General features: G+C 38.1%; 28 protein-coding genes. 3 read left to right on the forward strand and 25 right to left on the reverse strand.

Annotated elements, in window-relative coordinates:
• Position 1: 1 nt before the first annotated feature.
• From ACUXVC_RS26620 to nuoA, 3 genes are read right to left on the reverse strand one after another with little or no spacing between them, the layout of a single operon-like run.
• A complete protein-coding gene (locus ACUXVC_RS26620) occupies positions 2-1,261 on the reverse strand; it encodes an NADH-quinone oxidoreductase subunit C (RefSeq protein WP_144465597.1) in 1,260 nt (419 codons plus the stop codon).
• Positions 1,258-1,776: an NADH-quinone oxidoreductase subunit NuoB gene (nuoB, locus tag ACUXVC_RS26625; RefSeq protein ID WP_000236331.1), complete on the reverse strand. Its 519-nt coding sequence runs from the start codon at positions 1,774-1,776 to the stop codon at positions 1,258-1,260. The genes ACUXVC_RS26620 and nuoB overlap by 4 nt, the downstream gene beginning before the upstream one ends.
• Entirely contained in the window at positions 1,767-2,135 is a 369-nt protein-coding gene (gene nuoA / locus ACUXVC_RS26630; protein WP_000179273.1) for an NADH-quinone oxidoreductase subunit NuoA, read from the reverse strand. The genes nuoB and nuoA overlap by 10 nt, the downstream gene beginning before the upstream one ends.
• Before the next feature lie 254 nt (positions 2,136-2,389).
• Here nuoA and ACUXVC_RS26635 point away from each other — a divergent pair, with 254 nt between their 5' ends.
• Positions 2,390-5,119 carry a putative bifunctional diguanylate cyclase/phosphodiesterase gene (locus ACUXVC_RS26635; protein ID WP_144465596.1) on the forward strand — a complete coding sequence of 910 codons (2,730 nt, stop codon included), beginning with the start codon at positions 2,390-2,392 and terminating at the stop codon, positions 5,117-5,119.
• Between the two features lie 23 nt (positions 5,120-5,142).
• Here ACUXVC_RS26635 and ACUXVC_RS26640 read toward each other — a convergent pair whose 3' ends face one another.
• The 19 genes from ACUXVC_RS26640 to ACUXVC_RS26730 all read right to left on the reverse strand — a co-directional run bounded on the left by ACUXVC_RS26640 (position 5,143) and on the right by ACUXVC_RS26730 (position 19,544).
• A complete protein-coding gene (locus tag ACUXVC_RS26640) occupies positions 5,143-5,787 on the reverse strand; it encodes a DUF975 family protein (protein ID WP_023523558.1) in 645 nt (214 codons plus the stop codon).
• 49 nt (positions 5,788-5,836) lie between these two features.
• A complete protein-coding gene (locus ACUXVC_RS26645; protein WP_088324962.1) occupies positions 5,837-6,622 on the reverse strand; it encodes a DUF975 family protein in 786 nt (261 codons plus the stop codon).
• 137 nt (positions 6,623-6,759) lie between these two features.
• Positions 6,760-7,161, reverse strand: coding sequence for a F0F1 ATP synthase subunit epsilon (atpC, locus tag ACUXVC_RS26650; RefSeq protein ID WP_000847215.1), 402 nt, complete (start codon positions 7,159-7,161; stop codon positions 6,760-6,762).
• 20 nt (positions 7,162-7,181) lie between these two features.
• The gene (gene atpD, locus ACUXVC_RS26655) at positions 7,182-8,588 is read right to left on the reverse strand and encodes a F0F1 ATP synthase subunit beta (protein ID WP_001032596.1); all 1,407 of its coding nucleotides are present in this window, start codon (positions 8,586-8,588) and stop codon (positions 7,182-7,184) included.
• A gap of 239 nt (positions 8,589-8,827) precedes the next feature.
• Positions 8,828-9,688, reverse strand: a complete 861-nt coding sequence (gene atpG / locus ACUXVC_RS26660; RefSeq protein ID WP_000157703.1) for a F0F1 ATP synthase subunit gamma — start codon at positions 9,686-9,688, stop codon at positions 8,828-8,830.
• Positions 9,689-9,954: 266 nt separating this feature from the next.
• The gene (gene atpA / locus ACUXVC_RS26665; RefSeq protein WP_000027521.1) at positions 9,955-11,463 is read right to left on the reverse strand and encodes a F0F1 ATP synthase subunit alpha; all 1,509 of its coding nucleotides are present in this window, start codon (positions 11,461-11,463) and stop codon (positions 9,955-9,957) included.
• 11 nt (positions 11,464-11,474) lie between these two features.
• Positions 11,475-12,017 carry a F0F1 ATP synthase subunit delta gene (gene atpH, locus ACUXVC_RS26670; protein WP_000064682.1) on the reverse strand — a complete coding sequence of 181 codons (543 nt, stop codon included), beginning with the start codon at positions 12,015-12,017 and terminating at the stop codon, positions 11,475-11,477.
• Complete coding sequence (gene atpF / locus ACUXVC_RS26675; RefSeq protein ID WP_001142615.1) at positions 12,014-12,520, reverse strand: F0F1 ATP synthase subunit B; 507 nt, start codon at positions 12,518-12,520, stop codon at positions 12,014-12,016. The genes atpH and atpF overlap by 4 nt, the downstream gene beginning before the upstream one ends.
• A 129-nt stretch (positions 12,521-12,649) precedes the next feature.
• Positions 12,650-12,868: a F0F1 ATP synthase subunit C gene (atpE, locus tag ACUXVC_RS26680; RefSeq protein ID WP_000052064.1), complete on the reverse strand. Its 219-nt coding sequence runs from the start codon at positions 12,866-12,868 to the stop codon at positions 12,650-12,652.
• 56 nt (positions 12,869-12,924) lie between these two features.
• The gene (gene atpB / locus ACUXVC_RS26685) at positions 12,925-13,644 is read right to left on the reverse strand and encodes a F0F1 ATP synthase subunit A (protein ID WP_000399870.1); all 720 of its coding nucleotides are present in this window, start codon (positions 13,642-13,644) and stop codon (positions 12,925-12,927) included.
• Between the two features lie 7 nt (positions 13,645-13,651).
• Positions 13,652-14,044 carry an ATP synthase subunit I gene (locus ACUXVC_RS26690; RefSeq protein ID WP_000567600.1) on the reverse strand — a complete coding sequence of 131 codons (393 nt, stop codon included), beginning with the start codon at positions 14,042-14,044 and terminating at the stop codon, positions 13,652-13,654.
• The gene (locus ACUXVC_RS26695; protein WP_001171223.1) at positions 14,044-14,268 is read right to left on the reverse strand and encodes an AtpZ/AtpI family protein; all 225 of its coding nucleotides are present in this window, start codon (positions 14,266-14,268) and stop codon (positions 14,044-14,046) included. The genes ACUXVC_RS26690 and ACUXVC_RS26695 overlap by 1 nt, the downstream gene beginning before the upstream one ends.
• A 26-nt stretch (positions 14,269-14,294) precedes the next feature.
• Entirely contained in the window at positions 14,295-14,408 is a 114-nt protein-coding gene (locus ACUXVC_RS26700) for a DUF4024 domain-containing protein (RefSeq protein WP_000232962.1), read from the reverse strand.
• 379 nt (positions 14,409-14,787) lie between these two features.
• Positions 14,788-15,417, reverse strand: a complete 630-nt coding sequence (upp, locus tag ACUXVC_RS26705; protein ID WP_000517539.1) for a uracil phosphoribosyltransferase — start codon at positions 15,415-15,417, stop codon at positions 14,788-14,790.
• A gap of 272 nt (positions 15,418-15,689) precedes the next feature.
• A complete protein-coding gene (gene glyA, locus ACUXVC_RS26710) occupies positions 15,690-16,931 on the reverse strand; it encodes a serine hydroxymethyltransferase (RefSeq protein ID WP_000349806.1) in 1,242 nt (413 codons plus the stop codon).
• Positions 16,932-17,184: 253 nt separating this feature from the next.
• Positions 17,185-17,757, reverse strand: coding sequence for a TIGR01440 family protein (locus ACUXVC_RS26715; RefSeq protein ID WP_000136377.1), 573 nt, complete (start codon positions 17,755-17,757; stop codon positions 17,185-17,187).
• A gap of 66 nt (positions 17,758-17,823) precedes the next feature.
• Positions 17,824-18,267, reverse strand: coding sequence for a ribose 5-phosphate isomerase B (gene rpiB, locus ACUXVC_RS26720; RefSeq protein ID WP_000869539.1), 444 nt, complete (start codon positions 18,265-18,267; stop codon positions 17,824-17,826).
• A gap of 96 nt (positions 18,268-18,363) precedes the next feature.
• Positions 18,364-18,804, reverse strand: coding sequence for a low molecular weight protein arginine phosphatase (locus ACUXVC_RS26725; protein ID WP_000832375.1), 441 nt, complete (start codon positions 18,802-18,804; stop codon positions 18,364-18,366).
• 242 nt (positions 18,805-19,046) lie between these two features.
• Complete coding sequence (locus ACUXVC_RS26730) at positions 19,047-19,544, reverse strand: PTS sugar transporter subunit IIA (RefSeq protein ID WP_000473666.1); 498 nt, start codon at positions 19,542-19,544, stop codon at positions 19,047-19,049.
• 387 nt (positions 19,545-19,931) lie between these two features.
• On the opposite strand from ACUXVC_RS26730, the gene ACUXVC_RS26735 reads away from it, so the two are divergent.
• A complete protein-coding gene (locus tag ACUXVC_RS26735; protein WP_086387497.1) occupies positions 19,932-20,318 on the forward strand; it encodes a DoxX family protein in 387 nt (128 codons plus the stop codon).
• 158 nt (positions 20,319-20,476) lie between these two features.
• Positions 20,477-21,088: a flavin reductase family protein gene (locus ACUXVC_RS26740; RefSeq protein WP_000949046.1), complete on the forward strand. Its 612-nt coding sequence runs from the start codon at positions 20,477-20,479 to the stop codon at positions 21,086-21,088.
• Positions 21,089-21,536: 448 nt separating this feature from the next.
• On the opposite strand, the gene ACUXVC_RS26745 is transcribed toward ACUXVC_RS26740, so the two are convergent.
• The 3 genes from ACUXVC_RS26745 to ACUXVC_RS26755 form a co-directional block, all read right to left on the reverse strand.
• Positions 21,537-21,815, reverse strand: a complete 279-nt coding sequence (locus tag ACUXVC_RS26745) for a DUF3935 domain-containing protein (protein WP_023523563.1) — start codon at positions 21,813-21,815, stop codon at positions 21,537-21,539.
• Positions 21,816-21,894: 79 nt separating this feature from the next.
• Positions 21,895-22,026: a hypothetical protein gene (locus ACUXVC_RS26750; protein WP_255255467.1), complete on the reverse strand. Its 132-nt coding sequence runs from the start codon at positions 22,024-22,026 to the stop codon at positions 21,895-21,897.
• Positions 22,027-22,045: 19 nt separating this feature from the next.
• Positions 22,046-22,594: a manganese efflux pump MntP gene (locus tag ACUXVC_RS26755; RefSeq protein ID WP_000142475.1), complete on the reverse strand. Its 549-nt coding sequence runs from the start codon at positions 22,592-22,594 to the stop codon at positions 22,046-22,048.
• Between the last annotated feature and the right edge of the window lie 10 nt (positions 22,595-22,604).

The raw sequence follows: 22,604 nt of genomic DNA on the forward strand, positions 1-22,604 counted from the left end.
GCTACACCTCCACATCATACGGTTCATAGTCTTTTCTAAGCGGATATCCTACCCAATCCTCTGGCATTAAAATACGCGTTAAATTCGGATGCCCTTTAAATACAATGCCGAGCAAATCGTACGCTTCTCTCTCCGGCCAGTCAGCCCCTTTCCAAAGCGCTGTCACAGACTCGACTTGCGGCGCTTCCCGGTCTAGTTTTACCTTCACCGCTACCGATTGTTTCTTGCCATATGAAAACAAATGAACATACACTTCCATATGTGTCACAAAATCCGTCGCATGTAGCTCTGACATATAATCAAAAGCAAGTCCCTTATGGAATCGCAGTGACTCCATCACTTCATAATATTTTGCGGGATCCACCACAAGAGTTGGCACATCCTTTGACAATTTATTAATATAGGAATCTACTAATGCACCCTCTCCTAACTTCTCCCTAATAGCCTCAACATACTGATTTAAATGCGGTTGATTTACGGACGGTTCTTCCTGCTTCGGCTCCTCCTCTTTCTTACCTTCAGCTCCCTTTGTCTTCGCTCTTGCAGCCGCTGCTGCTTTCGCTTTTGCAGCTGCAATTGCCTTGGCCTTTTCATCTCCCGAATCCCCATCACCTTGCGACGCTTTCTGCTTCGCTAATGCTGCCGCTTTTGCCTTGGCCGCCGCCACCGCCTTCGCCTTGGCTTTCGCTTTTTCTTCTTCCGTTACTTCTTCTGTCCCTTCTCTTTTCTGTTTCGCTAACGCTGCCGCTTTTGCTTTTGCAGCTGCTGCCGCCTTCGCCTTGGCTTTCGCTTTTTCTTCTTCCGTTACTTCTTCTGTCCCTTCTCTTTTCTGTTTCGCTAACGCCGCCGCTTTTGCCTTGGCCGCCGCCACCGCCTTCGCCTTGGCTTTCGCTTTTTCTTCTTCCGTTACTTCTTCTGTTCCTTCTCTTTTTTGCTTCGCTAACGCTGCCGCTTTTGCTTTTGCTGCCGCTGCTGCCTTTGCCTTCACTTTCGCTTTTTCTTCTTCCGTTACTTCTTCTGTTCCTTCTCTTTTCTGCTTCGCTAACGCTGCCGCTTTTGCTGCCGCTGCTGCACGTCGTTTTGCTTCTTCTATAGTAATATCATCATTTTTTGGTAGCGCTTTCTCTTTTTCTCGATCTTCTGCCTCAAGCTCACTTATTTCCGCCCCGTGTTTCGCTACAAGGCGTTTTCTCGCTTCTTCTTTTGCACGCCTAGCTGCTTCTTTTTTCAGATCCTCTAAATCTTTGTTTGGATTACTCATTTATTCGTCACCTGCTTCCCGGTCTTTGCTTCGTAACGAATTTTTTCTTTTAATTTATTAATTCCATAAATTAAAGCAGCCGGATTTGGAGGACAACCAGGAATATACACATCAACTGGTACGATTTGGTCTACACCTTTCACAACAGCATATGAATTTACATACGGACCACCTGCTGTCGCACAAGATCCCATCGCAATAACCCATTTCGGTTCAGGCATTTGATCATATAAACGCCGAACAATAGGAGCCATCTTCTTCGTTACTGTTCCCGATACAATCATGACGTCCGATTGCCTTGGTGAAGTTCGAAAAAATGACCCAAATCGATCTAAATCATAATGTGATGAGCCTACTCCCATCATTTCAATTGCACAGCACGCCAGTCCGAATGTCATCGGCCATAAAGAATTGCTCCTCGCCCATCCTTTCAACTGTTCCAATGTAGAAAAAAAGATATTTCGTTCTAATTCTGCTCGCTCATTTGGATGTAATTCCTCAAAATTTATAACCATTGTAACACCTTCTTTTTCCAAGCATACGCTAATCCAACTAGCAACATTACAACAAAGATGAGCATCTCAATTAATGCAAATAAACCTAGCTTGTCATACGCAACAGCCCAAGGATATAAAAATAAAGTTTCTACATCAAAGATCACAAACAATAAAGCGAAAATATAATAACGAGCATGAAACCGAATATTTGCATCGTGAAAAGGCTCAATTCCACTCTCATACGTCGTCGCCTTTGCTGCACTTGGTTTATTTGGGCGCAGCATCCTTCCTAATGTAAGAGCCACTACCGGCAGCAATATACCTAATAGCAAGAAAATTAAAACGATCATATAACTATTTTCATATACACTTGCCATTGTGAAACCCTCCCCCCTAAATTAAGAACAAGTTCACATAGTAAACAATATGTCCTAGTTGCAGTAATTATTATTTTTAAATTTTTCTAAATAATACAACTATTCTAATCATTATAGCAAACTTCAAATTCCTATGTCGATATGTTGGGAGACAGAAACAAGAATTATTAAAATCTATCTTTACAACTTGCTATAATTGTGCAAAATAAATATAAAACTTATATACGCTTTTCAAGGAACCGTAGGTGATATAAATGAAAAAACAAACACATGTAAGTATTCTTATAAGCATTGTATTGCTGTCCATAACGCTTCACTACGTAGCGATGCCTTTTCTATATGAATACTCATTTCCTTTTCAGCTATTAATCGGAACGAGTACCCTATTAATTGATATTATCGCTTGTAGTTATATTCTTTACTTTTCAAACATGAAAGAAGGGCTACCTCGTTTATTTTGGATCATATTATCTGTTGGAGCTCTCTCTTATTTTATCGGTGATATAGTCGTTGCCTATCAGCGTTTAATTGTAAAGGACTTCTATACGTTCGTTGATCCGTCTGATTTTTTTTACTTACTTTTTTTAGTTAGTTTTGCCTTTGCCTTTCTATACGAAATCATTTACAACCGAGATTTATTAGAAAAACTTTTTATGCTATGTGATATTTGTATTATCGTTACAGCCCAATTTACTTTAAGTTACTACTTACTTATTGAACGAACCATTCACATCTTTACAACATCCTATATCGACATATTTGTTCAACTTACCTATCCAATGGCTGATTTACTCTTTCTCTTAATAGGAATCAATCTTTTATTCAAACCACTATCCTTATTACCTAAAAAGGTTGGTGCGCTTCTTGGCAGTGCTTTAATTTTATATGCTACTACCGATGCGATTTATGCTTATATAAAATACTTCATACCAGAGTATTCTATGTTTACAGTTACTCCTTTCTATCAAGTAACCTTAGTACTAGTAGCAATTGCCTGTATTCTCCATACAAAAGAACCTGAAAAACAAGAACAAGTACTACTAACACTTAAAATTGGTGAAGCAATCCGATTATCATTACCGTATATTTCGGTAGTAATGCTTATTGTTTTTATATTAGTCGAATACGTTTTTGCGCCTATTATAGTAATCGGACTGATAATAACTTTCTCTTTCGTTCTCATACGTCATAGTTTAGTTCGAAAACAAAATAAAATATTATTGCTAGCTCAAATGCAATTCAACTCAGAACTCGAGAAACAAATTGAACTACGTACAGAAGATTTAGTAGAACAGAAAAATGAACTCTATCATAATCAACAAATGTTTAAATCTTTATACGAGCATCATCCAGATCCAATCTTCACATTAGATTTGTACGGTAATTTTCTCAAAGTAAATAACGCTGGTACTACTTTACTCGGTTATCAAACGAATGAATTATTAAACCAGCCTTACTACTCACTCATATACGAAGAAGATTTAGAAGAAATGATTAACGCCTTTCATCGTGTAAAAAAGGGATATTCTATCTCTTTAGAAATACGGGCGTACCATAAAAACAGAGATATTTACTACTTGCACGTTACCGCCGTACCGATCTTTTTAAAGGAGAAAATTTCTGGAGTTTATTTAATGATTAAAGATATTACGGAAAGCAAACAACAACAAGAACAAATTAATTTCCTAGCATACCATGATACTTTAACAGAGCTTGCAAATCGTCGTGCATTTCATAAACATTTAGAACAGGCAATTGCACGAGCAAAAGTATCGAAAAAGTCTTTTGCTGTTATGTTTCTCGACCTAGACCGTTTTAAAGTTATTAATGATACCCTCGGTCATCGAGTAGGAGACCTATTGCTTATCGCAGTAGCAAAAAGGCTCGAAAGAATATCAACATCAAATATGAAACTCGCGCGGCTAGCTGGAGATGAGTTCACAATCCTTATCGAGAATTACAAAAAAAAGCCAGATGTCCAAAAAATAGCTGATATGATTGTAGCGGCCATGAATGAGCCATTTGAAATCGAAAATCAACATTTACAAATCTCACCGAGTATCGGAATTGCAATATATCCTGAAGCAGGTGAAGATCCACTATCCATTTTGCAGCATGCTGATATGGCCATGTACGAAGCAAAGAATAAAGGAAAAAACGGTAGCTCTCTTTACACGAAAGAACTATATAAAAAAATGGAGCGAAAAGCTCGAATTGAAAAAGATTTGCCAATCGCTTTAGTAAACAAAGAATTTTATCTCGTTTATCAACCACAAATTGATACGACAACAAATAAAATTATCGGTGCTGAAGCTTTAATACGGTGGAAACACCCGCTATTAGGTGACATTTCACCATGTGAGTTTATTCCAATTGTAGAAGAGACGCCACAAGTAGTCCCACTTGGACATTGGGTATTACAAGAAGCTTGTCTCCAATTAAAAATATGGCATACCTTTGGCTACCAAAATTTAAAAATAAGTGTTAATTTATCTGCAAAAGAGTTCCGGCAAGATCAATTAATCGAAAACATTTCACAAATATTAAACGACGTGCAAGTCGATCCAAAATATGTAACCCTTGAGTTAACAGAAAGAATTGCAATGATTGACGAGAAAGAAACGTTATTAAGACTGAAGCAATTAAAAGAATACGGTATCCAAACTTCCATTGATGACTTCGGTACTGGGTATTCTTCTCTTGCTTATTTATCAATTTTTCCAATCGACACATTAAAAGTACCGAGAGAATTTACACAATTAGCTGATCATCGTCCTGAAGAACGAGCCATCGTTTCTACAATCCTTTCCCTCGCAAATACTTTAAATCTTTCAGTCGTTGCCGAAGGAATTGAAACCGAAAAACAGCTTAAGTTTCTGCAAAAACATAAATGTAAATATATGCAAGGTTACTATTTCAGTAAACCACTTACTAGCAATCAATTTATAAAGTTTCTACAAAAAAACCCCAGTATGAACAAATAATTCATACTGGGGGTTTTTTAGTGCTAAATATTTTTCTCATAATATTCTTCTGCGATCTCTTCGTAAAAAGCCGCAGATGTTGTGTAGAAATATGGAATTAACCATAAGAATCCAATCCCTAATGTAATACAACTTAATATAAACCAACCGATAAAACTTAAACATAAAATAAAATACTCCATCTTATGTCCATCCATCATACGACGACTTTCTGTAATAGCTTGGTTCAGTGAATATTCAGGATGATCGTTTATAATAAAGTATGTCATCGCATAAGAAAATGATTTAATAATACCTGGAATAATGAACAATAACGTCCATAAGAAAAGATAAAGATTTACTAATAAATATAATAAAAATGATTTTAGAAATCTCTTTCCCTCTGAAAACCAAATAAATACATTACCGATACTAGCTTGATTTTCACGAAGGATATTTAAACCAAGGTAATATCCACCTAAAGTTAACGGCCCAGTAACAAAAAATGTAAGAATATTCGTTGAAAGTGAACCATTTGTTTTTTGCCAACCGAAAATTAAAGAAAATCCCCAATCAACACTAAAACTAAAAGCCGTGATAAGAATTGAAATGAGCAGTGTAGCTCCAACAGCTAATCCCCACTTCCCTTCTAATGAATCTAGTGCTTCTCCTTTTAGATCACTAATCATGCGTAGCCTCGCCTCCTATACACAATAATTCTATTAGTATAGCATGTTCCTATTGAAATTCACCTTTTGAAATGTAGCGATAAAAGTGTGCTGTCGTTGTACTCATATACGGACTAAGCCAAAGAAATCCTATTCCAAAAGTAAGAAGCGCTAAAACAACCCAGCCTATGAAGCTCAGCCATAAAAGAAACAAATCTAACTTATGACCCCTCATAAGATTCTTACTTTCCTTCATCGCCTGCGAAACACTATATTCTGGATTTTCAATCATCACATAGTACGTCAGTGCATAAGAAAAATACATCACAATCATACCAACAATTGAAATTGCTAATAGTACGAAGAAAGCTATTGTAAACGACAGATTTCCTTCTTCACCTAAGAATATGAATAAACCTGTTAACAACATCGGAATCCATGTACCTGTATATAACAAAATCGCAAGCATTGCCCACATTGTTTTCATCATTCTTTTAAAACCACGGAATCCTTCGAATAAGTAATCTACTTTAGCATCTTCTCGTTTACTAATCTGTAAAAATACATTTGTATAACCATATGACGTAATCCCATACGATGCGTTACTCAAAATTATCATAATGCAATAAAAAATTCCAAAGGTAATACCCGCTCCAATTGACATCGTTTCCGCTTCAAATGATCCAGTCACACTTACAACTGAAAGAAATATAATAATTCCTGGAATTAATAATATAAGCATTGCAGCCATCGAAACGACATAACTTAAAATAAAATATAAAATCGTTGATCCAACACCTAGTCCCCATTTCCCCTTTAAGGAGTACAATGCTTCTCGTTTCATTTCACCGATCATTGATTCATCCCCTTCATAAAATATAAATTGTTGTACACTTCTACTTATACAAGCATCAATATAATTATACCAGTTTTGTAAAATTATCCATAAAATACACAAAAAAATCCGTAAAGGCAAGGCCCTTACGGATTTTTTTACTTCATATCAGAAACATTTAAACGGTTCACAGCACGTTGTAATGCCATTTCTGCACGTCTAAAGTCAACATGTGCTTGTTTGTCTTGCATACGTTGCTCAGCGCGACGCTTCGCTTCATTTGCACGATGGATATCGATATGGTTTGCTTCTTCAGCAGATGATGATAATACAGTTACTTTATCTGGACGAACTTCGATAAAGCCACCGCTTACTGCTACATAATCAGTGTGTCCACCATTTTTCAGACGAACTGCACTAATTTTTAATGGTGCAACAGTTGGAATGTGACCTGGTAAGATCCCCATTTCCCCACTCTCTGCTTTTACACTTACCATTTCTACTTCTTTTTCGTAAACCGGTCCATCAGGAGTTACAATACTGACTGGAAATGTCTTCATACTTCGTCCCTCCTAAGGCCTTACGCCATCATTTTCTTCGCGTTCTCAATAACTTCTTCAATGCTACCAACTAAGCGGAATGCATCTTCTGGAAGGTCATCATATTTTCCTTCTAGAATTTCTTTGAAGCCACTAACTGTATTTTTTACAGGTACGTAAGAACCTTTTTGACCTGTAAACTGCTCAGCTACGTGGAAGTTTTGAGATAAGAAGAATTGAATACGACGAGCACGATGTACAACTAACTTATCTTCTTCAGATAACTCATCCATACCTAAGATAGCGATGATATCTTGAAGTTCTTTGTAACGTTGTAAAGTTTGCTGCACTTGACGTGCTACTTCATAATGCTCTTCTCCTACGATTTCTGGAGAAAGTGCACGAGATGTAGATGCTAATGGATCTACGGCTGGGTAAATACCCATTTGTGTTAAACGACGCTCTAAGTTTGTTGTTGCATCTAAGTGAGCGAATGTTGTAGCTGGTGCTGGGTCAGTATAGTCATCGGCTGGTACATATACCGCTTGGATAGACGTGATAGACCCTTTATTTGTAGATGTAATACGCTCTTGTAATTGACCCATTTCTGTTGCAAGTGTTGGTTGGTAACCTACCGCAGATGGCATACGACCAAGAAGGGCAGATACTTCAGAACCAGCTTGCGTGAAACGGAAGATGTTATCGATGAACAGAAGTACGTCTTGTCCTTGCTCATCACGGAAATGCTCAGCCATTGTTAAACCTGTTAATGCAACACGTTGACGTGCTCCAGGTGGCTCATTCATTTGTCCGAATACCATCGCAGTTTTCTTGATTACGCCAGAATCGCTCATTTCATGGTATAAGTCATTACCCTCACGAGTACGCTCACCTACACCAGCGAATACAGAGATACCACCGTGCTCTTGTGCGATGTTGTTAATTAATTCCTGAATTAATACTGTTTTACCTACGCCGGCACCACCGAATAGGCCGATCTTACCACCCTTAATGTAAGGAGCAAGTAAGTCTACTACTTTAATACCAGTTTCAAGAATTTCTACTTTAGTAGATAATTCTTCGAATGCAGGTGCTTGACGGTGAATTGGATCACGGTGTACATCCGCAGGAAGTTCACCATCTAAGTCAATTGCATCACCTAATACGTTGAATACACGACCAAGTGTTGCATCACCAACTGGTACAGAGATTGCTTTACCAGTATCTTCTACTTCTGTGCCACGAACAAGTCCATCTGTGGAAGACATCGCAACTGTACGAACTGTATCATCACCTAAATGAAGTGCAACTTCAAATGTTAAGTTCATGCTTCCGTTTTCGTTGCTTTGTTTTACCGTAAGGGCGTTGTAGATTTCTGGTAGCTTTCCGCCATCAAACTTAACGTCTACAACCGGACCCATGATTTGCGTAACGCGCCCTTTATTCATCGGGTTCCCTCCTAGCTTTCTTTTAATTAGCCAGCTCTCTAAGCGAAGTCGGCTTTTAATTTTTTATTAGTTTAGCTTACGCGACTCTTTTGAAAGAGCCGCTTCCACTTTTTATTGAATCTAGTTCCAGCGGCTAGAACAGTCGGTCATTTCGCGCCTTCCTGTGAGGCAAACTACGCCTCTTCGTCAGGAGCTCCAATGCCCTCCTGTTCTGGACGAGCCGCTTCCACTTTTTATTACTATTCTAACGCTGCTGCTCCACCAACGATTTCCGTAATTTCTTGCGTAATCGCTGCCTGACGCGCACGGTTGAATGAAAGTGTAAGTGAATCGATAACTTCCATTGCGTTGTCTGTAGCACTCTTCATTGCTGTCATACGCGCTGCGTGCTCACTTGCTTTACCATCTAGTAATGCACCGTACACTAAGCTTTCTGCGTATTGTGGCAATAATACTTTTAAAATTTCTTCTTCAGAAGGTTCAAATTCATAAGCTGTCGTCGGTTTGTCAGACGCCACATCAGTAAGCGGTAAAATTTTATTTTCCGTTACTTCTTGTGAAATTTTACTTACGTAATGGTTGTAGTAAATATACAGCTCATCATAAGCACCATCTGCGAACATCGCAATTGCTCGAGAAGCAAGATCTTTAATATCAGTAAATGATGGGTGGTCAGATAATCCAACTACTTCATCAATGATGTTAAAGCCGCGACGTTTTAAATAATCACGTCCTAGTCGTCCAAGTACAATAATTGAATATTGATTTGAATCCATATTATGACGTTCACGAATTACGTTACTTACTGTACGTAATACGTTACTGTTATAACCACCTGCTAGTCCGCGATCAGATGTAATAACGATGTATCCTGTACGCTTTACAGGACGCGCATTTAGCATTGGATGATTAATTCCTTTACTTCCTTGCGCAATGCTCGCTACTACTTCTTGAATCTTTTCCATATACGGAACGAAAGATTTAGCATTTTGCTCTGCACGGTTTAACTTAGATGCAGATACCATCTCCATCGCCTTCGTAATTTGACTCGTTTTCTTTGTCGAGGTAATCTTCGCTTTTATATCGCGTAAAGATGCCACAGGTTTTCACCACCTTTTTTCCGGAAGTTGGCACGATTAGTAAGAATCCTCTTCCTAATCTACGTTGCAAGATATTCTTGCTCATGATTGAAGGAAAAGAATAGGTGCACCTACTCTTTTCCTTTACATAACCGTCAGCAATCTCAGAGGCTGAGATGCCTTATATATTATCTAGCGTCGGCGGCTTGTACGAGCCGCTTCCGCTTTTATTAATCTAGTTCCGCCTCTTAGCCGATGGGGCTGAACAGTCGGCTTCACTTTTATTATTATTCAGAAGCTACGAATACTTTTTTAAATCCGTTAATTGCTGCTGCAAATTTGTCGTCATCCGCAAGTTTCTTAGTTGTGCGGATTTCTTCTAATAAGTCAGTCGCATTAGAATCTAACCAAGCATGGAATTCTTCTTCGAAACGAGTGATATCTACTACTGGGATATCATCTAGGAATCCACGTGTTAAAGCGTAAAGAATGATAACTTGTTTCTCTACACGTAACGGTTTGTGTAATCCTTGTTTTAATACCTCAACAGTACGAGCACCACGGTTTAATTTCGCTTGAGTTGCTTTATCAAGGTCAGAACCGAACTGAGCGAACGCTTCTAACTCACGGTAAGATGCAAGGTCAAGACGAAGTGTACCTGATACTTTACTCATTGCTTTAATCTGAGCAGATCCACCTACACGAGATACAGAAGTACCCGCATCGATCGCTGGACGTACGCCAGAGAAGAATAGGTCAGATTGTAAGAAGATTTGTCCATCCGTAATAGAAATTACGTTTGTTGGGATGTATGCTGATACGTCCCCTGCTTGTGTTTCGATGAAAGGTAGTGCAGTTAAAGAACCGCCGCCTCTTGCATCACTTAATTTTGCTGCACGCTCTAATAAGCGAGAATGTAAGTAGAATACATCCCCTGGATAAGCTTCACGACCTGGAGGACGACGTAATAGTAATGACAGCTCACGGTAAGCCGCTGCTTGTTTTGATAAGTCATCATATACTACTAATACGTGTTTTCCATTGTACATGAACTCTTCACCCATTGTTACACCAGCATAAGGAGCTAAGTATAATAATGGAGCTGGTTGAGAAGCAGATGCAGTTACAACGATTGTGTACTCTAATGCACCGTGCTTACGTAGTGTTTCTACTACGTTACGTACAGTTGATTCTTTTTGTCCGATAGCTACATAGATACAAATCATATCTTCATCTTTTTGGTTAATGATTGTATCAAGTGCAACTGCTGTTTTACCAGTTTGACGGTCACCGATGATTAACTCACGTTGACCACGGCCAATTGGTACAAGAGCGTCGATCGCTTTAATACCTGTTTGAAGTGGCTCATGAACAGATTTACGATCCATTACACCTGGTGCTGGACTTTCGATTGGACGAGTGTTTGTTGTATTGATTGGGCCTAAACCATCAACTGGTTGACCTAATGGGTTTACAACACGACCAATTAGTTCTTTTCCTACTGGTACTTGCATGATGCGACCAGTACGACGAACTTCGTCACCTTCACGGATTTCTGTGTAAGGTCCTAAAATGATAATACCTACGTTGTTTTCCTCTAAGTTTTGTGCTAGTCCCATAACGCCGTTAGAGAACTCTACAAGCTCACCAGCCATAACGTTATCAAGACCATGAGCACGCGCAATACCGTCACCAACTTGGATAACTGTACCAACATCACTAACTTCGATTTCAGACTGATAGTTCTCGATTTGTTGCTTTATCAGTGCGCTAATTTCTTCAGCTCTGATGCTCATGTGCTTCACCCCTATCTATTCTTCATTAATTCACGCTGAATACGTGCTAATTTTCCTTGTAAACTTCCGTCATAAATGCGATTTCCAATGCGTACTTTAATTCCGCCTAGTAAATCTTCATCTACAACATTTTTCACGCGAATTGCATCTTTTCCCGTTCTCTTTGCAAATGCTTCTGCAATGTTAAGCTTCTCTTCTTCAGATAGAAGACGAATAGAATATACAGTTGCATCCGCTACGTTACGTTCTTCATTAGCAAGAACAACATATTCATCTGCAATTTCAGGTAAGATATCAATACGCTTGTTATCAATTAAAATATATAACGTATTTAAAATTGATTCAGAAACAGATCCGAATACGTTTGCAAGAAACGTTTTCTTCTGCTCTTTTGAAATGTTCGGTTGCGTTAAAAAGCTATGTAGTTCTCCGTTCTTTACATAAACGTTTTGTACAAGGCGTAATTCTTCTTCAAACATTTCTAATACGTGTTTTTCTTTTGCAATTTTAAAAAGAGCGACAGCATAACGTTTTGCTACAATCCCATTGCTCATCGCGCTTCTCCTACTTCTTTAATATAATCGCGAATTAACTTAACTTGATCTTCTTCTTTTAATTCTTTTTCAATTACTTTAGAAGCAATTTGAACAGATAAAGAAGCGACTTGTTCTTGTAAAGCAGCAATCGCTTGCTCTTTTTCGCGTTGAATTTCTTGTACAGCAGATGCTTTAATTGATTCTGCTTCTTCTTTCGCAGCAGCAACAATAACATCCTTTTGATCTACAGCTTGTTTTTTCGCTCTTTCGATTAACTCTTGTGCTTCAACACGTGATTGTTTTAACATTTCACGTTGTTCTTCTACTAACTTCTTCGCTTCAGCGTTACTTCTTTCTGCAGCGTCGATTTCATTAGTAACATGCTCTTCACGTTCTTTCATAATTCCCATTAAAGGACCCCACGCAAATTTGCGTAGCATTACTAATAGAATTAAGAAAATGAACAATGTATAAGCAATCGTTCCAAATGGAATGGCAGCTCCTAATAATAAAGTTGGCACAAGGATTCACTCCCTTCAAAATATCTAAATTGATCATATGAAAAAAAAAGACATACGTTTCGTTCATAAAGCAATGGCGAAGAAAGTTCGGAAAAACACTCTTCGCCATCTATGTAAGGGGAGTCTCCCTTATTTGTTCATTACGATGAATGCAATAACTACACCGATGATTGGAAGTGCCTCAACTAAAGCAACCCCGATGAACATAATTGTTTGAAGTGCGCCTTTTAATTCTGGTTGACGAGCAACACCTTCGATTGTACGTGATACGATAAGACCGTTACCAATACCTGCACCTAATGCTGATAAACCAATTGCAATTGCAGCTGCGATTACACCTAAACTCATTTAATTTGTCCTCCTTTGTATTATAAAAAAATAAATTTTTTCTTACTTAAATTATATTAATGGTCATGACTTACTTTATGAGCCATATAAACCATCGTTAACATAACGAAAATAAATGCTTGGATTGATCCAACGAATACACTGAATCCCATCCATGCTAACATTGGTACAAGCGCACCTAATGCTCCAAGGAATGATGCCCCGCCTAACTTAGCAAGTAATCCTAATAAGATCTCACCTGCATAAATGTTACCGAATAAACGAAGACCTAACGTTAATGTGTTAGCAAACTCCTCAATAACCTTTAATGGGAATAAGAATTTCATAGGTTGGAAATAACCTTTAACATACTCTTTCGTACCCTTCATCTTAATTCCATAATAATGGGTGAGGGTAACTACCATCACGGCTAATGTTAATGTAACTGCTGGATCAGACGTTGGTGACCTCCACCATGCAATATGTTCGCCAGCTTCAGTTGCTGAATACATGAATGGTAAACCAAGGAAGTTCGATACGATGATAAACATGATAAGCGTAACGCCAAGCGTTAAGAAACGTCCACCTGTTTTCCAGTCCATCGTACTATTGATAATCCCTTTCACGAAGTCAAACACCCATTCCATGAAGTTTTGCATCCCGGTTGGGCGAAGGGCTAAGCTGCGAGTTCCGATAACAGCGATTAAGAAAACAATAACTGCTGCTACAGTAACCATCATAACTGATGACAAATCGAACGTTAAACCTAGAAATTCAACTAATTTACCGTGTTCCACTAGTAATTCACCTCTCTTCCCTGCTCTTATACTCTAAATAAAGAAAATCTATGATCATGACAAGGTATCCTGTCAGCAATCCTACACCTAAGCCCCACATCGCAATTAACTCTTGATATTTGGCTGCAAATAAAATTAATAACCCAATCGTGGCGAATCTTGAATATGTACTTACAGCTGTCGCCTTAAACTTCACGTTTTCTCCATTTGTTACGCGATCTAACAGCTTGTCTGTTCTACGTGCAATGATGCGCAAACTAAGAAAACTGAAAATCGTTCCGATAATCAGCCCAAGAAATACATCCTTGTAAGAGGTAAATCCCCATCCTAGCACTAGAAGCGCAAGCAAGTAGTACATATATTTCTTTTGTCTTTGGACAAGTCCATGTACGTCTATCATCATTGCTCTCCCGAATAGTAATGTCGAATGAGTCGAATCATTGCGTATACCCCTGTTCCTAACCCGAGTAATAACCCTATAATAAGAAACAATGGAAACGTTCCAACCTTATTATCAATCCACTGCCCACCAAAGATTCCAACAAGTATAGAACCGACTAACTGAGCAAGAATTCCTGACATTAAAGCATATGCTTTTATATGGCTGCGATCGTTTTTTTGCAAGGATTCATCCCTCCAATATGTAACCCTCATTCACGATGTGTTAATAATAACTCATTTTTTTGCATAAATCCTATACAAAACAAAAAGTTTACATTTTCGTCACGGAATAGATGTAATTTTGTCACTGAAAGCCCTACCATCTATCCCCGTTGTTAGCATACAATAGGGTATTAACAGTGTCAACGAGAAATCGTAAAAAATCTAAAAATTTGAGTATTAGGCATTTCCTCCCAAAAATGAAAACGTTCCCCTTCTAAATACTGGTTACATATATGCAATTTCTAACAGTTTTCTCTTTATAATAGAAGGAAATGTTCACAAGTTTGTCACTATTATATTTTCGAGATATAACGCTTTTCTTCCATAATATAGTGTTCCTCAGACGTAAGACTTCTATATTATATGTGATGTGTATGCAACTTATGTTGTATATACGATGTATATTTATCCTCCCCCTCCCCTACTTGTTTGCAGCAAAAAAAAAACGAGCAGGGGAATCTCCCCTGCTCGTCAGTTGTCTTACTTCGTTCCGAATAAACGGTCACCAGCATCACCAAGACCTGGTACTACATATCCGTGGTCATTTAATTTCTCATCTAATGCTGCTACATAAATATCAACATCAGGATGTTCTTCTTGTACTACTTTTACCCCTTCTGGAGCTGCAACGATACACATTAATTTAATTTGTTTCGCACCGCGCTTTTTCAGAGAGTTAATCGCTTCAGCCGCAGAACCACCTGTTGCTAGCATCGGATCTAGTACGATAAAGTCGCGCTCTTCTACATCCGTTGGAAGTTTCACATAGTATTCTACCGGTTGCAATGTTTTAGGGTCACGGTATAAACCAACGTGTCCTACTTTTGCTGCTGGAATTAATTTCAGAATTCCATCAACCATTCCTAAACCTGCACGTAAAATCGGAATTAAACCAAGTTTTTTACCAGCGATCACTTTTGTTGTCGCTTTGCTTACAGGCGTTTCAATTTCGATGTCCTTAAGCGGAAGGTCGCGAGTAATTTCGAAAGCCATTAAGCTTGCTACTTCGTCCACTAATTCACGAAAATCTTTCGTACCTGTATTCTTATCGCGAATATATGTAATCTTATGTTGAATTAACGGGTGATCAAATACATACAGTTTTCCCATGTGAATCTCTCCTTTAGATGATATTCATGCGTTTGCACGCTTTTTTACACTATTTACGATTGTAAAGAAAACGCTACTAATATTCAAGGGCAAATTTGGCAAAATCATGATTTTACGATGAATCTATCTAGTATCTTTACCAATTATGGGAGCTGTATCCTTCATTATATCGCCAAAATTTATTCATCATTTGTATACATACTTTAAAAATAATATATGTCCACAAAAAAGACCGCCAAAACAATTAAGTCTCGGCAGTCTTCTTCAATCTATTATAGATTTGGATACATTGGGAATTTGCTAGTTAACGCTTCTACACGCTTACGTACTTCTTCTAATGCAGCTTCATTTTCATGATTTTTTAATGTATAAGCAATAAGTGACGCAATTTCATCCATTTCTTCTAAACCGAAACCACGAGATGTTACAGCTGCTGTACCGATACGTACACCACTTGTTACAAATGGGCTTGCTGTTTCAAATGGAATTGTATTTTTGTTCACTGTAATACCAACTTCATCTAATACGTGCTCTGCTACTTTACCTGTGATTTCTAAGTTACGAACATCAATCAAGATTAAGTGATTGTCTGTTCCGCCAGAAACAAGTGTAAGTCCTTCTTTTTGAAGACCTTCAGCTAAGCGGTTCGCATTGTTAATGATATTTTGTGCATATGTTTTGAAATCATCTTGAAGTGCTTCACCAAACGCAACAGCTTTTGCAGCGATTACGTGCATAAGTGGACCACCTTGAATACCAGGGAAGATTGATTTATCAATTTGTTTTGCAAATTGCTCTTCACATAAAATCATACCACCACGCGGGCCACGTAACGTTTTATGTGTTGTCGTTGTAACGAAATGTGCATGTGGTACTGGATTCGGATGTAAACCAGCAGCTACTAAACCAGCGATATGTGCCATATCAACCATTAAATAAGCGCCCACTTCATCTGCAATCTCACGGAATCGCTTGAAATCGATAACACGAGGGTATGCACTTGCACCTGCAACGATTAATTTTGGTTTATGTTCTTTCGCTTTTGCTAATACATCATCGTAATTAATACGGTGAGAGTCAGCATCCACGCCATATTCTACGAAATTATATTGTACTCCACTGAAGTTAACAGGGCTTCCGTGTGTTAAGTGACCACCATGAGATAAATTCATACCAAGTACTGTATCGCCTTGCTCTAAAATCGTGAAGTATACTGCCATGTTCGCTTGTGCACCAGAGTGTGGTTGAACATTTACGTGCTCTGCGCCGAAAATTTCTTTCACGCGATCACGTGCGATATCTTCTACTACGTCTACGTGTTCACAGCCACCATAATAACGTTTTCCAGGATATCCTTCAGCATACTTATTCGTTAAAACAGAACCTTGCGCCTCCATTACTGCTTCACTTACGAAGTTTTCCGAAGCAATTAACTCAATCTTCGAACGCTGTCTTCCTAGTTCTGCCTCAATTGCAGCAAATACCTTTTCATCTTGACGTTTTAAATGATCCACCAAAATCCCCCTTTTCTGAACGAATTACATCAATTCCCAACAGTTTTTTCTTATTTATTCAGAAAAAACGAAAATTCAGGTTGTAATTCTTTCGAACCTTCATGTTTTCAACTACATTCTAACATGACTTTCTATATCATAAAAGAAAAAAAAGACCGAAAATCGGTCTTTTCTTTCTTCTACTATAAAGTCAGACAACATACCTTTTATCTTATGATAAACAGCTACTATATGACTTCCTAATTTCTCATATTTAACTGCAAGTGGTAGTCTCTTCCGCCACCGCGTAAACAGCACGTGCTCCACCTATTAGTTTTCCACGTGTTTTGGCCATCGTTACATGTGCACTTCCAATTGCCTTCACACTTGTACGAACCGGAACAGCTACATGTTTTAAATGCATACCAATAAACGTATCACCAATATCCATTCCTGCATCTGCTTTAATAAACTCAACTACTACCGGATCTTTCAAATTGTGATACGCATATGTCCCCAATGCACCACCTGCTGATCTAACAGGCGTAACTGTTACAATTTCAAATTGATATTTTATCGCTACTTCTCTCTCAACCACTAAAGCACGGTTTAAATGCTCACAACATTGAAACGCTAATTCAATACCTGTTTGCTCTTGAAATTGTTTTAACTCAGAAAAAATCGCCTCTGCTACTTCCATCGTTCCTGATGTTCCAATTCTTTCGCCTAGCACTTCACTCGTGCTACAACCCACTACAAAAATTTGACCGCTTTGTAATGAAGCTTGTTCTTGGAAATCAGAAAGCGACATTTGTAGCTGTTCTCTTACCTTTACGATTTCTGTCATTACGCCTCTTCCTTTCACAGGTTGGTTCACCAAATTATATTTCACACTACTGATAGTTAGAATGTATTACTTTGTTTCGTATGTTTTAATTTTTCCTACGCGGTTTTCGTGACGACCACCTTCATAGTCAGTTGTTAACCAGATTTTCGCGATATCACGCGCTAGACCAGCACCAATTACACGCTCGCCCATTGCTAGCATGTTAGTGTCATTATGCTCTCTCGTTGCTTTCGCGCTGAAAGTATCATGCACTAACGCACAACGGATACCATTTACTTTGTTTGCTGCGATTGACATACCAATGCCTGTCCCACAAACTAAAATACCACGATCCACTTCACCATTCGCTACCATTTCAGCTGCTGGAAACGCAAAGTCAGGGTAATCAACAGAACCAGCTTCACATTCACAACCTAAATCAACATATTCAATATTTAACTCTTCTAATAAATTTACAAGTTCTTTGCGGATATTCATACCGCCGTGATCAGATGCTATTACTACTTTCATTTTTACCCCTCCAAAGTTTCAATCAATTATCTTCATTTCACACTCGCTACCTCAATAGGACGAAGTGATCTCCAATATCGTATTATACACGAAACATCAACCTACCGAATGTTTTTTCAGTAAAGTTTGTACAAGTTTTTCCATCTCATCTAACGTTTCTTTATAAATAGAAAGCGAGCCTCCAAATGGATCTGAAATGTCCTTGCCTATACCTTCAGTTAATCCATATAACGTATTCAATTTCTTTTCAACACTCGGATAATGCCCAAGTACAATTTGTTTATGATTTTCTGTCATCGTTACGACAATATCAGCCCAATCAAGCAAAGTTTCGTTTACTTGCTGCGCGGTATGGTCAATTGAAATCCCTTTTTCAGCTAAAGCTTCCTTCGCATGTACCGATGCATCGCTCCCAGGATAGGCGAAAACACCGGCAGATTGTACTTCAAACCTATCTCCTCCGTGATGACGAAGCAACGCCTCAGCCATTGGACTACGACATGTATTGCCAGTACAAACAAATAATACTCGTTTCATCCAAACCCACCCCTATATTCGATTTCTTACCACTCATCATAACTTACATTAGAATAGAACAAAAGAAATGTGAATATACAAAAGGCGCATTTCTCTTATATTTTTTCTAAGAAAAATGCGCCTTATCCACATATATGTGAAACCCTATTTCCAAGTGCCCAGAGTATTTTAACATACCTACTGAATATGCAACAAAAATAAGGAATCCATTTCATACGAAACGGATTCCTCTTATACAGCAATTATTTCATTGTAACTTTCATTACTTCTGTTGAACCTTTTGTAGCTGTTACGCCTACAGTTGTCTTAATAGACTCAGCTGCATCTGTGTTTGTAATAACGATTGGAGTAATTGTGCTTTTCGCTTTTTCACGGATTAATTCTAAGTCGAATGAGATTAATTTATCTCCAGCTTTTACAGCTTGGCCTTCAGAAACGTGAGCTTCGAAACCTTCGCCTTCCATTTTTACAGTTTCTAATCCAACGTGGATTAAAATTTCTGTGCCATTTTTCGCTTTAATTCCGATAGCATGTTTTGTGTGGAATAATTGTACGATTTCACCATCAACTGGAGATACAACTACACCTTCAGTAGGATCGATTGCAACACCGTCACCCATCATACGACCAGCGAATACTGGATCTGGTACTTCTTCAATATTTTTCACTGCTCCAGTTAATGGAGCTACGATTGTTTCTTCATTTGTTTTTGAACCAAGACCGAATAATTTTTTAAACATAGGATAGTCCTCCTTATAATTTACCTAAAAGTTTATAGGGCAATCCCTAGTAAAGCTCGGGATACATGTAAGACTTCATACTTCGAATATTATACTGTAAAAACGCTTTCGAAATAAATTACGTCATTACTAATAGACTCTTATTGTAGCGCTTCACAAAATTCCAGTCAATTCTGATTGTCTGAATAACAATAAGAAGTTAACTTCTATTTATATTTTCTCTTTTTTTGCCCAACTTGTCTAGAGGTCTTTACCACATTTTATTTTTTGTTGTTAATTTGTAAAATTTAATTCAAACTTTTTTTAAAATCCACTTGACTAAAGTAAGTAACTATTTTATCATTACTTACGTAAGGTAAGTTAATAACTTTTAGGAGGTTTTTAAAAATGATGGATTTCGGTCTACTTATTATTCGTCTTATTATAGGAATTACATTCATGGGTCATGGCGCTCAAAAATTATTTGGTTGGTTCGGCGGTTACGGTTTAAAAGGAACAGGTGGCTGGATGGAGTCAATCGGTTTACGCCCTGGTGTATTTATGGCATTTATGGCTGGCGCAACTGAATTACTAGGTGGTTTCTTATTCGCATCAGGTATTTTCATTGTAGTTGGTTCATTATTTATCGTTGGAACAATGTTAATGGCTATCTTCACTGTTCACGGAAAAAATGGTTACTGGATAACACAAAATGGATATGAATATAACTTAATGTTAATCGCTGTTGCTGTTGGTGTAGCTTTAATCGGACCTGGCGCATACGTTTTACTTTAATTTTTATCTCAGATTTGAGATTCTTGAAAAAGAACTTACTTCATTACAATTGAAGTAAGTTCTTTTTATGAAACAAAATATTATTTCCAGCAGGATTTTCTCATCGTTATCTTGTAAACAAACAATAAGTATTCATATTTAGAAAGGGGATTACAAGCATGTTATCCATTAATCCAAATGAACAAACTGAAAAAGATAATTACAAATTACTTACTGGAAGTATCATCCCTCGCCCTGTCGCATTCGTTACTTCTTTAACAAAAGACGGTGTATTAAACGGCGCACCATATAGTTATTTTAATATTGTCGCTGCTAATCCACCACTTATCTCAGTATCTGTACAACGAAAAGCCGGAGAAAGAAAGGACACTTCCCGAAACGCAATTGAAAAAGGTGAATTTGTCGTACATATTTCTGACGAATCATATGTAGCAGCAATTAATGAAACAGCAGCTAATCTCCCGCCAAATGAAAGTGAAATTGAACTAGCAAAACTAACACCAATTGAAAGTGAAGTCATCTCCGTTCCAGGTGTAAAAGAAGCAAATATTCGAATGGAATGCGTATTAGAACGTGCAATTCCACTTGGTGGAACAGAAGACTCACCAGCTTGTGATCTACTAATTGGACGCGTCGTTCGTTTCCACGTTGCCGAACATCTATATGAAAAAGGGCGCATTCACGCAGAAGGACTCAAACCAATAAGCCGCCTAGCAGGACACAACTATGCAAAATTAGGAGAACAATTTGAATTGGTTAGGCCAGTTTAAAAGTGGAAGTGGCCCGTTTAGCTCTGACCAGCTAAGGTTCTCTCGCACAAAAGGTGCTTTTTACCTTTCGTGCGGGAGGTTCTTAGATGCGAAGAGCTGGCCACTGGAACTGGATAATATCTAAAAGCGAAAGCGGCTCGCTCAGAATCGCAGGGCATTGGAGCTCTCGACCTTGAAGCGCTTTTTGCTTCATGCGAGAGAGCGAAATGACCGGAGATTCTAGCCGCTGAAGCTGGATAATATTTAAAAGCGAAAGCGGCTCGCTCATGGGAGGGGGATGGAGCTTCTGACGTAGAGGCGCTTTTTGCCTCGCAGGAAGACGCGAAGCCACCGACCATTCTAGCCGCTGGAACTGGATAATATCTAAAAGCGAAAGCGGCTCGCTCAGAATCGATTCCTGCCATCACTCAAACATAAAAATCCCCTGCTTTTTAGCAGGGGATTTTTATCATTGTAATTCTTCCTTCTTTTCCTCTAAAGTAGGCAGTTTTTCTTTTTTCGGTTTCCCTAGCTTAATTACGAAGAAGTATAGGGAAAGCAGTGTAATAAGAAAAACAATTAAAAACGGGTACGGAGAGTAAAAGGCACGCGCCGCCTCAGTCTTTCCCGCAACAAATTTCAATGACTCAATATCTAAAAACTCAGCAAACATTTGTACACCGAGCATACTAAACCAAAAAACAAAAAAACTAATAATAACACCAAAAACTTGCTTCAATCTCGTCATTCATCTCATCCTTTCTATATCTGTAATTTTTAGTGCAATAAATATAGTACAAACAAAATATTCACAGAAAGGAACCATCTCACCATTCACGAATTAACTTAATACAACCTAACATCGAAATTTGCAAAATAATACCCCAAATTATAAGTATTCTTAGCCATCGAGGAAAGAAGGTTAAAAACTTAACATACCATTCCAATAGCTTGTTCATAATTCCCTCCTACATAAAATTATATAGGAAAAAGGATATATAATCCAAATCCAACCAAAATGATACCACCTACTATCTCACCATATGTACCGAGCATATCTTTCGCATGTCTCCCAATTAATAAACCAATCCACGCTAATAACATGCTAACAAATCCAAAAAGTAATATTGTAATGATTGTTTGTGCCCCATAAATACCAAGACTAAGCCCTACTGAGAAACTATCTATACTAACGCCAAATGCAAATACGAATAGGCTAATTCCAATAGGGGCAGTTCTAGTCTCTTCATTTTGTAAAATGGTCGAATATACGATATAAAAACCTAGTCCGATTAATAAAATAGCACCCGCAAAATGTGCAATATCTCCATATTTCTCTGATAAAAAACGACCTAGTACCATTCCTATAAACGGCATAATAATATGAAATATCCCTATCGTCATACCAATATACAGGATTTGTCTTAACTTTAGGGGCATCATCCCCATACCAAGACTCACCGAGAACGCATCCATCCCTAAGGCGAATGCCATAATTATTAAAGGTATTAGCTGTTCAAACGTCATTCATGCCCCT

Source organism: Bacillus sp. N6 (assembly GCF_052805735.1).

Bases quoted from the DNA above. Each gene is read 5' to 3' on its own strand.
- ACUXVC_RS26620 (WP_144465597.1), bottom strand. From the start codon at position 1,261: ATGAGTAATCCAAACAAAGATTTAGAGGATCTGAAAAAAGAAGCAGCT.
- nuoB (WP_000236331.1), bottom strand. From the start codon at position 1,776: ATGGTTATAAATTTTGAGGAATTACATCCAAATGAGCGAGCAGAATTA.
- nuoA (WP_000179273.1), bottom strand. From the start codon at position 2,135: ATGGCAAGTGTATATGAAAATAGTTATATGATCGTTTTAATTTTCTTG.
- ACUXVC_RS26635 (WP_144465596.1), top strand. From the start codon at position 2,390: ATGAAAAAACAAACACATGTAAGTATTCTTATAAGCATTGTATTGCTG.
- ACUXVC_RS26640 (WP_023523558.1), bottom strand. From the start codon at position 5,787: ATGATTAGTGATCTAAAAGGAGAAGCACTAGATTCATTAGAAGGGAAG.
- ACUXVC_RS26645 (WP_088324962.1), bottom strand. From the start codon at position 6,622: ATGATCGGTGAAATGAAACGAGAAGCATTGTACTCCTTAAAGGGGAAA.
- atpC (WP_000847215.1), bottom strand. From the start codon at position 7,161: ATGAAGACATTTCCAGTCAGTATTGTAACTCCTGATGGACCGGTTTAC.
- atpD (WP_001032596.1), bottom strand. From the start codon at position 8,588: ATGAATAAAGGGCGCGTTACGCAAATCATGGGTCCGGTTGTAGACGTT.
- atpA (WP_000027521.1), bottom strand. From the start codon at position 11,463: ATGAGCATCAGAGCTGAAGAAATTAGCGCACTGATAAAGCAACAAATC.
- atpH (WP_000064682.1), bottom strand. From the start codon at position 12,017: ATGAGCAATGGGATTGTAGCAAAACGTTATGCTGTCGCTCTTTTTAAA.
- atpE (WP_000052064.1), bottom strand. From the start codon at position 12,868: ATGAGTTTAGGTGTAATCGCAGCTGCAATTGCAATTGGTTTATCAGCA.
- ACUXVC_RS26690 (WP_000567600.1), bottom strand. From the start codon at position 14,044: ATGATAGACGTACATGGACTTGTCCAAAGACAAAAGAAATATATGTAC.
- ACUXVC_RS26700 (WP_000232962.1), bottom strand. From the start codon at position 14,408: ATGGTAGGGCTTTCAGTGACAAAATTACATCTATTCCGTGACGAAAAT.
- upp (WP_000517539.1), bottom strand. From the start codon at position 15,417: ATGGGAAAACTGTATGTATTTGATCACCCGTTAATTCAACATAAGATT.
- ACUXVC_RS26715 (WP_000136377.1), bottom strand. From the start codon at position 17,757: ATGACAGAAATCGTAAAGGTAAGAGAACAGCTACAAATGTCGCTTTCT.
- rpiB (WP_000869539.1), bottom strand. From the start codon at position 18,267: ATGAAAGTAGTAATAGCATCTGATCACGGCGGTATGAATATCCGCAAA.
- ACUXVC_RS26725 (WP_000832375.1), bottom strand. From the start codon at position 18,804: ATGAAACGAGTATTATTTGTTTGTACTGGCAATACATGTCGTAGTCCA.
- ACUXVC_RS26730 (WP_000473666.1), bottom strand. From the start codon at position 19,544: ATGTTTAAAAAATTATTCGGTCTTGGTTCAAAAACAAATGAAGAAACA.
- ACUXVC_RS26735 (WP_086387497.1), top strand. From the start codon at position 19,932: ATGATGGATTTCGGTCTACTTATTATTCGTCTTATTATAGGAATTACA.
- ACUXVC_RS26740 (WP_000949046.1), top strand. From the start codon at position 20,477: ATGTTATCCATTAATCCAAATGAACAAACTGAAAAAGATAATTACAAA.
- ACUXVC_RS26745 (WP_023523563.1), bottom strand. From the start codon at position 21,815: ATGACGAGATTGAAGCAAGTTTTTGGTGTTATTATTAGTTTTTTTGTT.
- ACUXVC_RS26750 (WP_255255467.1), bottom strand. From the start codon at position 22,026: ATGAACAAGCTATTGGAATGGTATGTTAAGTTTTTAACCTTCTTTCCT.
- ACUXVC_RS26755 (WP_000142475.1), bottom strand. From the start codon at position 22,594: ATGACGTTTGAACAGCTAATACCTTTAATAATTATGGCATTCGCCTTA.